Source organism: Micromonospora matsumotoense (assembly GCF_900091525.1).
In the GTDB taxonomy this organism is placed as follows: domain Bacteria; phylum Actinomycetota; class Actinomycetes; order Mycobacteriales; family Micromonosporaceae; genus Micromonospora; species Micromonospora matsumotoensis.
The window spans coordinates 581,377-594,296 of sequence record NZ_FMCU01000002.1 but is presented as its reverse complement, the minus strand read 5'-3'; the positions used below and the strand labels follow the sequence as shown (position 1 = coordinate 594,296).

General features: G+C 74.1%; 12 protein-coding genes. 5 read left to right on the top strand and 7 right to left on the bottom strand.

Annotation, left to right across the window (positions count from 1 at the left end; genetic code table 11):
- Positions 1-44 precede the first annotated feature (44 nt).
- From GA0070216_RS06260 to GA0070216_RS06250, 3 genes are read right to left on the bottom strand one after another with little or no spacing between them, the layout of a single operon-like run.
- Positions 45-830 (bottom strand): cation efflux transmembrane domain-containing protein, encoded by a 786-nt coding sequence (locus GA0070216_RS06260; RefSeq protein ID WP_091240286.1) that lies wholly within the window; start codon positions 828-830, stop codon positions 45-47.
- Entirely contained in the window at positions 830-1,159 is a 330-nt protein-coding gene (locus GA0070216_RS06255) for an ArsR/SmtB family transcription factor (protein WP_091240283.1), read from the bottom strand. The genes GA0070216_RS06260 and GA0070216_RS06255 overlap by 1 nt, the downstream gene beginning before the upstream one ends.
- Before the next feature lie 46 nt (positions 1,160-1,205).
- On the bottom strand, positions 1,206-1,925 hold the full coding sequence (locus tag GA0070216_RS06250; RefSeq protein WP_091240280.1) for a TetR/AcrR family transcriptional regulator: 720 nt from the start codon (positions 1,923-1,925) through the stop codon (positions 1,206-1,208).
- Between the two features lie 88 nt (positions 1,926-2,013).
- On the opposite strand from GA0070216_RS06250, the gene GA0070216_RS06245 reads away from it, so the two are divergent.
- Together GA0070216_RS06245 and GA0070216_RS06240 are read left to right on the top strand one after the other, a co-directional pair.
- Positions 2,014-2,886 carry an NAD(P)H-binding protein gene (locus GA0070216_RS06245; protein WP_091240277.1) on the top strand — a complete coding sequence of 291 codons (873 nt, stop codon included), beginning with the start codon at positions 2,014-2,016 and terminating at the stop codon, positions 2,884-2,886.
- A gap of 69 nt (positions 2,887-2,955) precedes the next feature.
- Complete coding sequence (locus GA0070216_RS06240; protein WP_091240274.1) at positions 2,956-3,540, top strand: maleylpyruvate isomerase N-terminal domain-containing protein; 585 nt, start codon at positions 2,956-2,958, stop codon at positions 3,538-3,540.
- Positions 3,541-3,601: 61 nt separating this feature from the next.
- Here the strand turns inward: GA0070216_RS06240 and GA0070216_RS36015 are convergent, their stop codons facing one another.
- The gene (locus GA0070216_RS36015) at positions 3,602-4,078 is read right to left on the bottom strand and encodes a DnaJ family domain-containing protein (RefSeq protein ID WP_091240271.1); all 477 of its coding nucleotides are present in this window, start codon (positions 4,076-4,078) and stop codon (positions 3,602-3,604) included.
- A 94-nt stretch (positions 4,079-4,172) separates the two neighbouring features.
- Positions 4,173-4,721 carry a GNAT family N-acetyltransferase gene (locus GA0070216_RS06230; RefSeq protein ID WP_091240268.1) on the bottom strand — a complete coding sequence of 183 codons (549 nt, stop codon included), beginning with the start codon at positions 4,719-4,721 and terminating at the stop codon, positions 4,173-4,175.
- A 177-nt stretch (positions 4,722-4,898) separates the two neighbouring features.
- Between GA0070216_RS06230 and GA0070216_RS06225 the strand changes: the two genes are divergently transcribed.
- The gene (locus tag GA0070216_RS06225; protein WP_091240265.1) at positions 4,899-5,549 is read left to right on the top strand and encodes a LysE family translocator; all 651 of its coding nucleotides are present in this window, start codon (positions 4,899-4,901) and stop codon (positions 5,547-5,549) included.
- Between the two features lie 5 nt (positions 5,550-5,554).
- Here the strand turns inward: GA0070216_RS06225 and GA0070216_RS06220 are convergent, their stop codons facing one another.
- A complete protein-coding gene (locus GA0070216_RS06220) occupies positions 5,555-6,841 on the bottom strand; it encodes an O-antigen ligase family protein (RefSeq protein WP_245722332.1) in 1,287 nt (428 codons plus the stop codon).
- A gap of 99 nt (positions 6,842-6,940) precedes the next feature.
- Positions 6,941-8,989 (bottom strand): beta-galactosidase, encoded by a 2,049-nt coding sequence (locus GA0070216_RS06215; RefSeq protein ID WP_091240263.1) that lies wholly within the window; start codon positions 8,987-8,989, stop codon positions 6,941-6,943.
- A gap of 155 nt (positions 8,990-9,144) precedes the next feature.
- Between GA0070216_RS06215 and GA0070216_RS06210 the strand changes: the two genes are divergently transcribed.
- The gene (locus GA0070216_RS06210) at positions 9,145-11,481 is read left to right on the top strand and encodes a TIM-barrel domain-containing protein (protein WP_091240260.1); all 2,337 of its coding nucleotides are present in this window, start codon (positions 9,145-9,147) and stop codon (positions 11,479-11,481) included.
- 218 nt (positions 11,482-11,699) lie between these two features.
- Positions 11,700-12,920, top strand: a complete 1,221-nt coding sequence (locus tag GA0070216_RS06205) for an ROK family transcriptional regulator (RefSeq protein ID WP_091240257.1) — start codon at positions 11,700-11,702, stop codon at positions 12,918-12,920.

The window sequence follows — 12,920 nt, the reverse complement described above, 5'->3', positions numbered from 1 at the left end:
CGGCCGGCCGTCCCGGTCGACGGGCCGGCCCCGGCTGCGGCGGCTCACGGGCCTGTGCCGGCCCTCGCCCGCCCGGACATCAGGCAACCGCAGGCGTCCCTCGCGCCGGTGTCGGCCCTCGCCACCTCGGGCGACGCATCGCCGGTGGTGGCCGTGGGAACAGGGCGGACTCCCACGGTCACGTGCAGGGCGGTGTTCGGGGCGCAGCAGGTGTCGCCCCGCCACGCGTCGCGGCCCTCCTTGACCGCGACGGCGGCGATCACCAGGGCGGCGATCGGGTCGGCCCAGGACCAGCCGAACAGGCTGTTGACCGCCAGACCGACGAGCAGGACAGCGGACAGGTAGGTGCACAGCAGGGTCTGCCGGGAGTCGGCCACCACCGAGCGGGAGCCGACTTCGCGGCCGGCGCGGCGCTGCGCGTACGACAGGGCCGGCATGATCAGCAGTGACAGGCCTGCCAGGACCAGGCCGACGGCGGAGTGCGCGGCGTCGGCGTCACCGCGCAGGGCGCGTACCGACTCGACGGTGACGTAGGCGGCGAGGGCGAAGAACGACACCGCGATGATGCGCAGCGCCGTCTTCTCCCGGGCTTCGGGGTCGTGGCCGGCGAACTGCCACGCCACTGCCGCTGCGGACGCCACCTCGATGATCGAGTCGAGGCCGAAGCCGATCAGCGCGGTCGAGGAGGCCAGGGTGCCGGCGGTGATCGCCACGACCGCCTCGACGACGTTGTAGGTGATGGTGGCGGCGACGAACCACCGGACCCGGCGGGTGAGCACCGCGCGCCGGGCGGGCGAGAGGGGAGGCGTGGCGTGGGCCGGCAGGCTCATCAGCAGCAGCCCTGCGCGTCGGCATCGGGGCAGCCGGCCGGGTCGACCGCGAGGACCAGGCCGAGCAGGTCGCCCAACGCGTGCGCCAGCCGCGGGTCGGCCAACTCGTAACGGGTACGCCGCCCCTCGGGGGCGGCGACGACCAGTCCGCAGCCACGCAGGCAGGTGAGGTGGTTGGACAGGTTCTGCCGGGTGGTGCCCAGCAGGACGGCCAACTCCGTGGGGTAGCCGGGCCCGTCGCGCAGTGCCAGCAGCAACCGCGCGCGGGTCGGGTCCGACAGGGCCTGCCCGAAACGGGCGAGGACCTGCCCGTACGCCAACGTCTCCACAGCCCTCAAGGTACACCGGATGCTGTACTGAGGGAGATGGCAGTCGTCACCCGTGCGGGTGGCGCAGTGGGGTCAGGGCCCGGTGGAGCCACTCGGTCAGCAGCGCCCGTTCGGCGTCGGTCAGGCCGGGCAGGTCCGGTGCCATCGCCGCGAAGGTCACCGCGACGGCACCCGGGGTCGGGTCGGGGGTCACCGGGGCGGTGGTGAGGATGCTGGCGAGCACCGCGTCGCACATGGCCTCCGCCAGGCCGGGGTCACGCTGCGGCGGGGGTGTCTCCAGCAGGGCGAGCACGACACCGGTGCCGGCGGCGTGGATCATCATGGTGGCCCGCTGTTCGTCGACGCGGAGCAGGCCGGCGACGGCGAGCCGGCGCACCCGGGAACGCAGCACCTCGATGCCCGCGACGGTCGCCGGCGAGGGGTCGCCCGGCCCGCGCGTGCCGAGCAGCCGGAACAACTCGGGGTTGGCCAGGCCGAACTCCACGTGGATCCGCCATCCGGCGCGCAGGTCGGCCACCGGGTCACCCGCCACGGCGACCGACTTGGCGGCGACGTAGGCGGCCATCACGTGTTCGGCGACGGCGTCGACGAGGCCGTTCTTGTCGCCGAAGAGCCGGTAGATGGTGGGGGCCTGGACGCCCGCCGCCTGGGCGACGGCCCGGGTGGTCACCGCGGGGGCGCCGCGCTCGCGCAGCAGCCGGGTGGCGGCCTCGATGATGTCGGATCGGACGTCGTCACGGGGTGAGGTGTCCGGCGGCACGGTCATGAACCAATGCTAACAGCAGCATGTTAGCGCTGAGTTATCAGTGATAACGTCGGCGACGTAACAGTGGATCGCCGAAGGAGTCGCCATCGTGTTCGTCATCACCGGTGCCACCGGCCAGCTCGGCTCCCGGATCGTCGACCAGGTGCTCACCCGGGTTCCCACCGACGCCGTGGGGGTGAGCGTGCGTGACGTCGACCGGGCCGCGCACCTGGCCGCCCGTGGGGTGCGGGTCCGGCGGGGGGACTTCACCGACCCCGCCACGCTGGCGCACGCCTTCGCGGACGCCGACCAGGTGCTGATCGTCTCCGCCGCCATCCGCGGCGGCGGCGCGGTCGTCGCGAACCGCGCCGCCGCCGACGCCGCCCATGCGGCGGGAGCCCGCCGCATCCTGTACACCAGTCACCAGGCCGCCGCCCGGGACTCACTCTTCCCGGCCCAACTCACCCACGCCGCGACCGAGGAGCACCTGGCCGGGCTCGGCGTGGCCTTCACCGCCCTGCGCAACGGCTTCTACGCCAGCGCCCTCCAGTTCGTGATCGGCGACGCCCTGGAGAGCGGACACCTGGTGGCACCGGCGGACGGGCCGGTGTCCTGGACCGCACACGACGACCTGGCCGAGGTCGCCGCCATCGCCCTGACCGAGGAGGGGGCGCTCGACGGGGTCACACCCCCGCTGACCGCCCCGGAGATGCTCGACCTCGACGCGGTGGCCGGCGTCCTCACCGACCACACCGGGCGGACGATCTCCCGGATCGTCGTCGGAGACGACGAATGGAGATCAGCCGCCGTACGACGGGGCATGCCCGAGGCGGCCGCCGACTTCACCCTCGGCATGTACCGGGCGGCACGACGGGGAGAGTTCGCCGTCACGGACCCGACCCTGGGGGCCCTGCTCGGGCGGCGTCCGACGCCCGCCCGGTCGGTGATCGAGGCGATCGCCGCCGCCCCCACCCGCACCTGACGGGCCGGCGGGCGCGGAGGAGTCGAATTCCACCGGGCGCGCGGGACGCAGTGGTGCGAGGATCACCTGATGTCCATCGAGGAATGGCTGTCCGGGGGCGGGGTGCGGGAGACGGTCGGTGAGCTGGCCCGGGTGCTCGGCCCGTACACCGACCGGGACTGGACCGGTCCTGCCGGCGACCTGGACTGGTCGTGCTGGACGACCGCCGCGCACATCGCCCACGACCTGCTCGGCTACGCCACCCAGCTCACCGGCCGGCCCGACACCGGCTACCTCCCCCTCGACCTGCGGGTACGCCCCGACGCCACCCCGGCGCAGGTGTTGGTCGTGGTGGCCGCCTGCGGCGGGCTGCTCGCCGCCGCGATCGACACCGTCCCCGCGTCGACCCGGGCCTGGCACTGGGGGCCCTGCGACCCGCCCGGCTTCGCCGCCATGGGCATCGCCGAGGCGCTGCTGCACACGTACGACATCACCCGGGGGCTGGCGGTGACGTGGCAGCCGCCGGCGGCACCCAGCGTGGCGGTGCTGCGGCGGCTCTTTCCGGAGGCGCCCGCCGGTGATCCGGCCGCCGTGCTGCTGTGGATGACCGGACGGACCGCACTGGCGGGACGGCCGCGTCGCACCGACTGGACCTGGCGGGCCGCCGTCGGCTGACCCGACGATCAGCCGGGCAGTTACCCGGGGACACCTCCGCCGGGTCGGCGGCAGCAGCCGGTCAGGCCCGTCGCCACGGCCAGCGCCACCGTCGCCCGGGACGCGGCGGGAGTGCCGGTGCTGCCGGCCCGGCCGCGACGGCCGCGTTCCGGGTGGCCCGGTGGGCCCGCCACTGGCGCAGCACCGCCTCGGTGTCGACCGGGCGGACCACCACCCGGGGACCGGAGGGGAACCGCAGCCAGGCGACGATCTCCCGGTTGAGCACCCCGACGAACTCCCGGACCGATTCCTCGGTGGGCAGGTCACGGACCTCGTCGGGGACCTGCTCGACCCGGCGGCGCAACTGCAACGGGGTGGGCAGCAGCAGATCGGTGGGCAGCGCCTCCCGCTCCAGGAAACTCTTGATCCACCAGGACTCGTCGTAGGGGAGGTCACGGCCCGGGATCGGCTTGCCCATGCCGGGCAGGTCGTCGAACTCGCCCCGCTCCTGGGCGCTGCGGATCTGCGCCTCGACCGCCGCCTGCCACGCGTCCACCATCCCCGGACACCTCCCCGCCCACCGTATCCGCCCTGGCCGTCACCGGCGCAGCGCCGGCGGGGCGGGTGGCATTCCCGGCTGTGCGGTGGTCGGATCAGCCCCGGTGCCGGACGTGGCGGTGGCCGTCGCGGGGGAACGGTGGCCGGGCGGGCAGCACCTCGACGAAGGGGAACCCCGACTTCTCCGCCACCCGGCAGGACGCCGGGTTGTCCACCTGGTGCAGCAGTTCCAGCCGGCTCAGCCCGGTCGCGGCGAACCGGGTGAACGCCCAGCGGCTCACCGCGTCCACCGCCCGGGGAGCGACCCCCCGGCCGCGTGCCGGCCCGGCCGTCCAGTAGCCGATCTCCGCGTCGGCCCGCCCCGGCACCACGTCCTTGAGCAGGACGCAGGCGACCAGCCGTTCACCGTCGGGGAGCGGCTCGCAGACGGCGAAGCTGAACCGGCGACCCGCCGCCCAGCCCTGCCGGTTTCCGGCCACCCAGCGTCTCGCCTGCGCCGGGGTGGCCAACGGGTTGCGGGTCCGGGCCCGCAGTTCCGGGTCCCGGTGCGCCTCGACCAGCGCGTCGACGTCCTCGACGCGCCAGCAGCGCAGGACCAGTCCGGGGGCGACGGCGGTGGGGGCGGCCCGCAGGGTCACAGACATCTGAGCAGTGTGGCGGCTGTCACCGCCGCCCGGAACCCCTGCCGTCGCGCGGAGCGCAGGGCCAGGTCCGGAGGCCAGGGGTGCATGCGCGCGCCTGCGGCCGCGCCCGGACGGGACGGCCCGGGGCCACGGGGCGGCGTAGGGTGCCGGTCAGGGACGGCAGAGCGGGGGCGGCGAATGGTCACGGTCGGTGCGGTGCTGGGAATCGCCCTGGTGGCGCTCGGTCTGGTGCTCACCCCCGGGCCGAACATGGTCTACCTGGTGTCCCGCTCGGTCAGCCAGGGCCGCCGCGCCGGGCTGGTCTCCCTGCTCGGGGTGGCCGCCGGGTTCGGGGTCTACCTGGCCGCCGCCGTCGCCGGCATCGCCACGGTCTTCGTGCTGGTGCCGCCGTTGTACACGGCGGTGAAGCTGGCCGGTGCGGCGTACCTGCTGTGGTTGGCGTGGCGGACGTTGCGACCGGGTGGGCGGTCGGCGTTCACGCCGCAGGCGCTGCCGGTGGACCGGCCGCGCCGGCTGTTCGCCATGGGACTGCTCACCAACCTGCTCAACCCCAAGATCGCCATCCTGTACGTGTCGCTGCTGCCGCAGTTCGTCGACCCCGCCCGGGGTGACGTGGCGGTGCAGAGCCTGCTGCTCGGCGGCACCCAGATCACCGTGGCGCTGACGGTGAACACGCTCATCGTGCTGACCGCCGGGTCGGTCTCGGCGTTCCTGGTGCGCCGGCCGGGCTGGGCACGGGTCCAGCGCTGGGTCACCGGCAGTGTGCTCGCCGCGATGGCGGTGCGGATCGCGGCGGACCGGTCCCGGGCCGCCGTGGCCACCGGCTGAACCGCTCAGACCGGTGACGGTCGGGGCACCCCCGTCGGTAGCTCCCGGTTCACGGGGCCGTCCACGGCGGCCACCGCCAGCCCGATGGCGAAGAACATCACCGACAGGTTCATGTCGGTGAACCCGTAGAACGGGGCGAGGGCGAGGGCGACCACCGGCACCACGCTCAACCAGCGGCCGGCGGCGGACACCGCGATCGCCGTGCTGCGCACCACCACCACGAGCAGTGCCAGCAGGGTCAGCAGGGCGGGGATGCCGTGGCTGTACATGGTCAGCCAGACCTGCCCCTGGGTGCCGAGCGGTTCCGCGCCGGTGGTGGTGTCGGCGCTACGCGGCGCGCCGTACCCGAGCAGCGGTGAGCGCAGGACCGCGTCGAGGGTCTGCCGGTAGAGGTCGGCGCGGTCCCGGGTCGAGTCGGTGTTCTCCACCCGATTCATGATCATGTCGCCGACGGGGACGACCAGGGTGATCACCCAGGCCACCGCCACGCCGGCGGTGATCGTGCCGATGAGCCGGACGTCGCCGCGCAGCAGCGCCCGCAGCCCCAGGTAGGCCATCCCCACCCCGAGGCCGATGAACATCCCCCGGTTGAGGGTGAGGAACGCCGGCACCAGGGCCAGCGGCAGGGACACCACCAGCACCCGACGCAGCGGGCCGGTCCGCACCGCCGACAGGTATGCCAGCACGCACGGCACGAGCAGCGCGAAGCCGGTCCCCCAGTTGTTGGTGTACGGGTACGGGGCCGCCGTGCGGTAGTACGGGTTACGACCGGTGGGGTTGAACTCGGTGGAGTGCACGTGGGTGACCGCCCGGATCATCCGCTGCCCGGCCAGCCCATCGGGGAGCAGCGACTCCACCGGGGTGGTCAACGCCAGGCGGGGGGCCAGCACGCCGAGCCAGCCGAGCGCGACCATCCCCAGCCAGAAGAACAGCACCGGCTGGAACAGCCGTTCCCAGCGTGCCCCCTGCCGTGCGGCGGTGTAGACGTACAGGTAGACCACGAAGGCGGTCAGCACGAAGCCGAGTCGGAGTCCGTAGACGAGCAGCCCGCTGGCCTTCTCCAGGCGGGTGGCGCTGATCAGGATGAGCCCGACGAGGAAGAACCACAACGCCGAGCCGGGCGGCCACGCCACCCGGCCGTGGGTGAGCAGGACCACCGCCAGCAGCATCCCGAACAGCGTCCAGCCCAGGTAGAGGCCGCCGAGCAGCCACCACACCGGCATCGCCGCGAACATCACGTACAGCGGCCAGAGCGGCAGGGCCCGCTGTGGTGCCGTGTTTCTCGTCCACACCGGGGAAAGGGTAGGCGGGGTCGGCCCGGTCGGTCATCGGCGGAGTGGCTGTGACGGGCGTCATCGGCGGTGGCGTCGCGGGGACCGGCCGGTCGGAGGTCACCGGGGGTGCTCGCGGAGCACCGCCGCGCCACCGGCCGGCAGGGTCACCTCCCGGTCGGCCGGGACACCGGTCAGCAGGTCCAGCCCGTCGGCCGGCACCCGCTGCGGCCGGTCGGTGTGGTTGAGCAGGAACAGCCAGCTCGTCCCGGGGGCGGCGCGACGGACCGCCTCCACCCCGGGTGGGGCGGCCGGGCAGACCGGGTCGGCACCGGCGGTCCGGGCCGCCTCGGTGACCAGGCGGCGGTAGGTGCCGTCGTCGGGCCGGGTGGACAGGTACCAGGTGGTGCCGGTGCCGACCCGGTGCCGGGTCACCGCCGGTCGGCCGTCGAGCACCCCGCCGACGTACGTGCCGACCGGTTCGGCGCCGCGCAGGTGGACGGTCTCCGACCAGATCCGGCCGGTCCCGCCGCCGGAGAGCAGCACCTGCTCGTCGGCGGCGAGCGGATGGAACTCCTCCACCCGCAGGCCGAGCAGGTCCCGGTAGGCGCCGGGGTAGCCGCCGAGGTGGACCCGGGCGTGCTGGTCGGCGACCCCGCTGAGGTAGCTGACCAGCAGGTGCCCGCCCGCCTCGACGTGGTCGTGGACCCAGCCGGCGGTGGCGTCGTCGGCCAGGTAGAGGGCGGGCAGGACGAGCAGCCGGTACCGGTCGAGCGGGTCACCGGGGACGACCACGTCGCAGCCGTATCCGGCCCGCCACAGCGCCCGGTGCGCGGCGGCCAACTCGGCGTGCCCGTCGAGGAGTGCCGACGGCATTCCGGGCTGGCGCAGCGCCCAGCCGCTGGCGGCGTCCCAGGCCAGTGCGACGGACGCGGTCGTCTCACCGTCGGTGATCTCGGCGAGCCGGTCGAGGGTCTCGCCGAGCCGTACCGACTCCCGGAACACCCGGCTGTCGGCTCCGGTGTGCGGCACCAGGGCGGAGTGGAACCGTTCCGCGCCGCCGGCCGGGGCCCGCCACTGGAAGAACATCGCCCCCCGGGAGCCGCGGGCGACGTGGGAGAGGCTGTGCCGGGCCATCCGGCCGGGCTCCTTGGTGTGCGCCCGGCCGGTGGTGTGGATCTGACTGGCGGCGCTCTCCATCAGCAGCCACGTCGCGGGCGGGTCGGCGCGCGTCGGGCCGGCGGGGCCGCGCGGGGTGCCGGCCCGGGTGCGTCCGTGCCGGGCCCAGCCGCGCGCCAGGTCGGCGGCGAGGGCGGTCTGTTCCTCGGCGCCGCCGTCGACCACCGACGGGTAGTGGTCGATGGCGACGAGGTCCACCTCGCGGGCCCAGCGGGCGTGGTCGACGGGCACCCAGTCGCCGAGGACGTAGTTGGTGGTGACGGGGAGCGCCGGGTTGGCCGCCTTCAGCAGGTCGCGTTGTTCGACGTACGCGGCGAGCAGGGTGTCGGACCAGAACCGCCGGAAGTCCAGCAGGTGGCCGGGGTTGCCGAGGTACTGGGTGGCCCGGGGGGTGCTCACGTAGGCCCAGTCGGTGTAGTGCTGGCTCCAGAAGCTGGTGGCCCAGGCGGCGTTGAGGGTGTCCAGGTCGCCGTGCCGGTCGATGAGCCAGTGGCGGAACGCGGCCTCGGTGTGCGGGCAGTGGCAGGTGGTGCCGTACTCGTTGTGCACGTGCCACATCGCCAGCGCCGGGTGGTGGGCGTAGCGGGCGGCGAGGGTGGCGGCGATGCCCCGGGCGGCGGCCCGGTAGGAGGGGGCGGCGGCGCAGTAGGTGTCGCGGCTGCCGTGGTGCAGCCGTACGCCGTCGGCGGTGACCGGCAGCGCGTCGGGGTGCGCCAGGGAGAACCAGGGCGGCGGGGAGGCGGTGGGGGTGGCGAGGGCGACCCGGATGCCGCCGTCGTGCAGCAGGTCCAGCACCTCGTCGAGCCAGCCGAAGTCGTAGCGGCCGGGGGCCGGCTCCAGTCGGGACCAGGCGAAGACGCCGACGGTGACCAGGTTGACCCGGGCCCGGCGCATCAGGGCGACGTCCTCGCGCCAGGTGGCGGCGGGCCACTGCTCGGGGTTGTAGTCACCGCCGTGGAAGAGCCGCCCGTCGTCCCACATACCCACCATCCCGTCAACTTTGTTTGATAGGTGTCCAAACTATGGAGACGATTTACCCATGTCAATCGGTGGATCGTGGGCTAATCGAACTCCCTCGTTGACAGTTCGTTGGGAAAGCAAAGAAACTGTCGGTACCGCTGGAAAACGTTCCCGAGGAGACGCCGATGCCGTACCGACCGCCGTTGGTCCCGTACGAGACGTTCGTGGCCGACCCGCCCGACCTGCCCGTACGGCAGCCGGGCGAGGACGGGGTGGCCACCGTCGGCCGGGCCGAGGTCGTCGCCACGGACCCGCACGGGGTGACGTTCAAGGCCGCCCTGTCCGACGGCGGCAGCCTGGTGCTGCGCCTCGACGTCGCCGGTCACGGCGTGATCCGGGTCCGCCTCGCCGACGACCCCCAGGCCCGCACCCGCTCGGCCCGCGCCCTGGCCCTGGTCCATCCCCGGGCCCACCCCGCCGCGATCACCGTGGACGACACCCACGTGCACATCGACGCCGGAGCGATCGTCGCCGAGATCCGCCTCGACCCGTGGCACCTGCGGTTCCTCACCCCCGACGGCCGGCTGCTGCTCGACCAGGACCCGGGCACCCGGGACATCAGCGGTCGACGCCGCACCCTGCCGTTCGGCCGGTCCACCGCCGACGGCGCACCCGTCGCCTGGCACGAGAGCTTCGTCGCGTTCGGCGACGAACGGTTCGTCGGCTTCGGGGAGAAGTTCACCCCGCTGGACAAGCGCGGCCAACGGGCGCTGATGTGGAACTACGACGCCTTCGGCGGCGAGTCCGACCGCTCCCACAAGAACGTGCCGTTCTACCTGTCCGACCGGGGCTACGGGGTGCTGGTCGACAGCGGCATGCCCGTCGAGTTCGACATGTGCCAGTCCACCCACAGCAGCGTGCAGATCCTCGTCCCCGACGACCTGATCGACTACTACGTGCTCGCCGGTCCCACCCCCACCGAGGTGCTGGACCGCTTCGACGAGTTGACCAGCCGGCCCTACCTGCCGCCGAAGTGGGCCTTCGGGGCCTGGATCTCGTCGGGGTTCTTCCCCGACAGCCAGCAGCGGGTGCTGGAGCGGGCCCGCCGCATCCGCGAGCGGGACATCCCCTGCGACGTGCTGCACCTGGACTGCTACTGGCAGGTCGCCGGCCGCTGGTCGGACCTGCGCTGGGACGACGAGGCGTTCCCCGACCCGACCGGGATGCTGGCGACGCTGACCGGGCAGGGCTTCCGGGTCTGCCTGTGGATGAACCCGTACCTGATGACGGACAGCCCGCTCTACGCCGACGCGGCCCGGGCCGGGTACTTCCTGCACCGCCCCGACGGCAGCACGTACGTCGCGGACGTGTGGCACGGCAGCTACCCGGCCAGCGCCATCGTCGACTTCACCAACCCCGACGCGGTCGCCTGGTTCCGGGGCCTGCTGCGGCCACTGCTGGAGCAGGGGGTGGCGGTGTTCAAGACCGACTTCGCCGAGGCGGTGCCGGCCGACGCGGTGGCACACAACGGGATGACCGGCGTCGAACTGCACAACGTCTACACCCTGCTCTTCAACGACCTCGTCGCCGACCTCACCGAGGAGGTGGCCGGGCACCGTACGGTGTGGGCCCGCTCGTCGTACCTGGGCGGGCAGCGGCACAGCGCGCAGTGGAGCGGCGACGTCAACGCCACCTGGCCCGGCCTGGCGAGCACCATGCGCGGCGGGTTGTCGCACGGGCTGTCCGGGGTGCCGTTCTGGAGCCACGACACCGGCGGCTTCCACGGCACCCCCGACCCGGAGCTGTACGTGCGGTGGACCCAGTTCGGGGCACTGTCACCGCTGGTGCGGCTGCACGGCACCACCAGCCGGCTGCCCTGGGACTTCCCCGCCGAGACCGAACGCGACGCGGTGGCCGCGCTGCGGCTGCGCTACCGGCTGATGCCGTACCTGTGGTCGGCGGCGGTGGAGGCGGCGCGCACCGGGGCGCCGATGATGCGGGCGCTGCTCGTCGACACCCCCGACGACCCGACCGCGTGGACCAGCGACCTGCAGTACCGGCTCGGCACCGACCTGCTCGTCGCCCCGGTCACCGACCCGTCCGGGCAGCGCGCCGTCTACCTGCCCACCGGCGACGACTGGATCGACGTCGGCACCGGCGAACGGCACGACGGCGGTCGGCACCTGCGGGTGACCGTGCCGCTGCACCGGCTGCCGCTGTTCGTACGCCACGGCGCGCTGATCCCGCTCGTCGCGGCGGCCGGCACCGTCGCCGACGGCCCGTTCGACGACGTCACCCTGGTCAGCTGGGGTGGGGTGGACGCCCGGACGGTGCTGCACGACGTCGACGGCGACACGGTGGTGGAGGCGGTCCGTGACGGTGACACCCTGCGGGTGCGCACCGACGGGCCGCTGCGGGTACGGCGGCTCAGTGTGGTCGGCGAGGGCAGCCCGCGGCGGCTGCTGCTCAACGGCGAACCGGTCACCCCGACCCCGTTCGCGCAGTGGTTCCCGGACGGCTGACCGGCCGCACCGGTGCCCCGCCCCGCCGTGGTGGGGCACCGGACCCGGGGGGCCGCTAGAGTTAGTTGAGTTTCCAGCCGAACAGACTTCCCGACGGTGCACCGGTCCGCCGGCAGCGTCGCCCACCGCCGCCCCGGCGTACCCGCCCGGGGTGGGCGGTGGACGATGATGCACCGGCACGGCACCACCCACCGTCGGGCGCAGGGAGCGGGCAGATCGTGATCAGCATCCACAACGAACCGCAGCCGACCGACCTGGGCGACGTCCGGGTGGCCAACCGGGCCGTGGTCCTGCGACACGTCCGCCTGCACGCCCCCTGCTCACGGGCGGACATCGCCGCCGCCACCGGGCTCAACAAGGCCACCGTGTCCAGCCTGGTGACCGAACTGCTCGACCGGCGGCTGGTCCGCGAGACCGGGCTGACCGGCAACCGGGTCGGCCGGCCGGCCACCATGCTCGTCCTCGACGGCGCCCCGTACGCGGCGCTGGGCCTGCAGATCGGCGCGGACGATCTGGTGGTGGTCGCCGTGGACCTGGGCGGCAACCGGCTGCTCACCTGGCGACGGGCGTTCCCCACCCCGACCGCCTCCCCCGCCGAGACCGTCCGGGCCCTGGCCACCCTGGCCCGGCGGGCGATCGGCCGGATCACCGGGCAGGGGCGCACCGTGCTCGGCCTCACCGTCGGGGTGCCCGGCCTGGTCGACACCGCCGGTGGTGTGCCCCTGGCCAGCGGCCTCGGCTGGCAGGACGTGCCGCTCGCCGCCGACCTGCGGGCCGCGCTGCGGGAGACCGGGTTCACCGTGGCCGTCGACACCGACGCCAACCTCGCCGTCCTCGCCGAGCAACGACACGGCGGGTACGCCGGCGTCACCGACCTGGTCCACCTCACCGGCGGGGTCTCCGTCAGCGCCGGGGTGCTCGCCGGCGGCCGGCTGCTGCGCGGCAGCCGGGGCCACGCGGGCGAGCTCGGCCACCTCTGCCTCGACCCGGCCGGGCCACCGTGCCCGTGCGGGCGACGCGGCTGCCTGGCCGCGTTGACCGCGCTACCGGCCGTGGTCGACCGGCTACTCCCCGACGCCGGGCAGGACGGCCCGGTCACCGACTACCTGCCGGAGATCGACCGGATCGTGGCGTCAGCCCGCCAGGATGACCCGGCCGTGCTGGCCGGGCTCGCCGAGATCGGCCGACACCTCGGGCACGGGGCGTCGATTCTGGCCAACCTGCTCAACCCCGAGGCGATCGTGGTGGGTGGACACTTCGCCACCCTGGCGCCCTGGCTGCTGCCGACGGCCCACACGGAGCTGGCCGCCCGGACCCTCGCCCCGCAGGCCGGCGGCTGCCGGCTCGCCGCCTCCACGCTGGATTCGGCCGCCGCCGCGCTGGGCGGCGCCGCCGCCGCGTTGGCCACCATCGAGGCCGGTCGACTCCCCACCGGCTGA

Coding starts and splice junctions, on each gene's coding strand:
- GA0070216_RS06225 (WP_091240265.1), top strand. CDS start 4,899: ATGGTCACGGTCGGTGCGGTGCTGGGAATCGCCCTGGTGGCGCTCGGT.
- GA0070216_RS06240 (WP_091240274.1), top strand. CDS start 2,956: ATGTCCATCGAGGAATGGCTGTCCGGGGGCGGGGTGCGGGAGACGGTC.
- GA0070216_RS06230 (WP_091240268.1), bottom strand. CDS start 4,721: ATGTCTGTGACCCTGCGGGCCGCCCCCACCGCCGTCGCCCCCGGACTG.
- GA0070216_RS06215 (WP_091240263.1), bottom strand. CDS start 8,989: ATGGTGGGTATGTGGGACGACGGGCGGCTCTTCCACGGCGGTGACTAC.
- GA0070216_RS06250 (WP_091240280.1), bottom strand. CDS start 1,925: ATGACCGTGCCGCCGGACACCTCACCCCGTGACGACGTCCGATCCGAC.
- GA0070216_RS06260 (WP_091240286.1), bottom strand. CDS start 830: ATGAGCCTGCCGGCCCACGCCACGCCTCCCCTCTCGCCCGCCCGGCGC.
- GA0070216_RS36015 (WP_091240271.1), bottom strand. CDS start 4,078: ATGGTGGACGCGTGGCAGGCGGCGGTCGAGGCGCAGATCCGCAGCGCC.
- GA0070216_RS06210 (WP_091240260.1), top strand. CDS start 9,145: ATGCCGTACCGACCGCCGTTGGTCCCGTACGAGACGTTCGTGGCCGAC.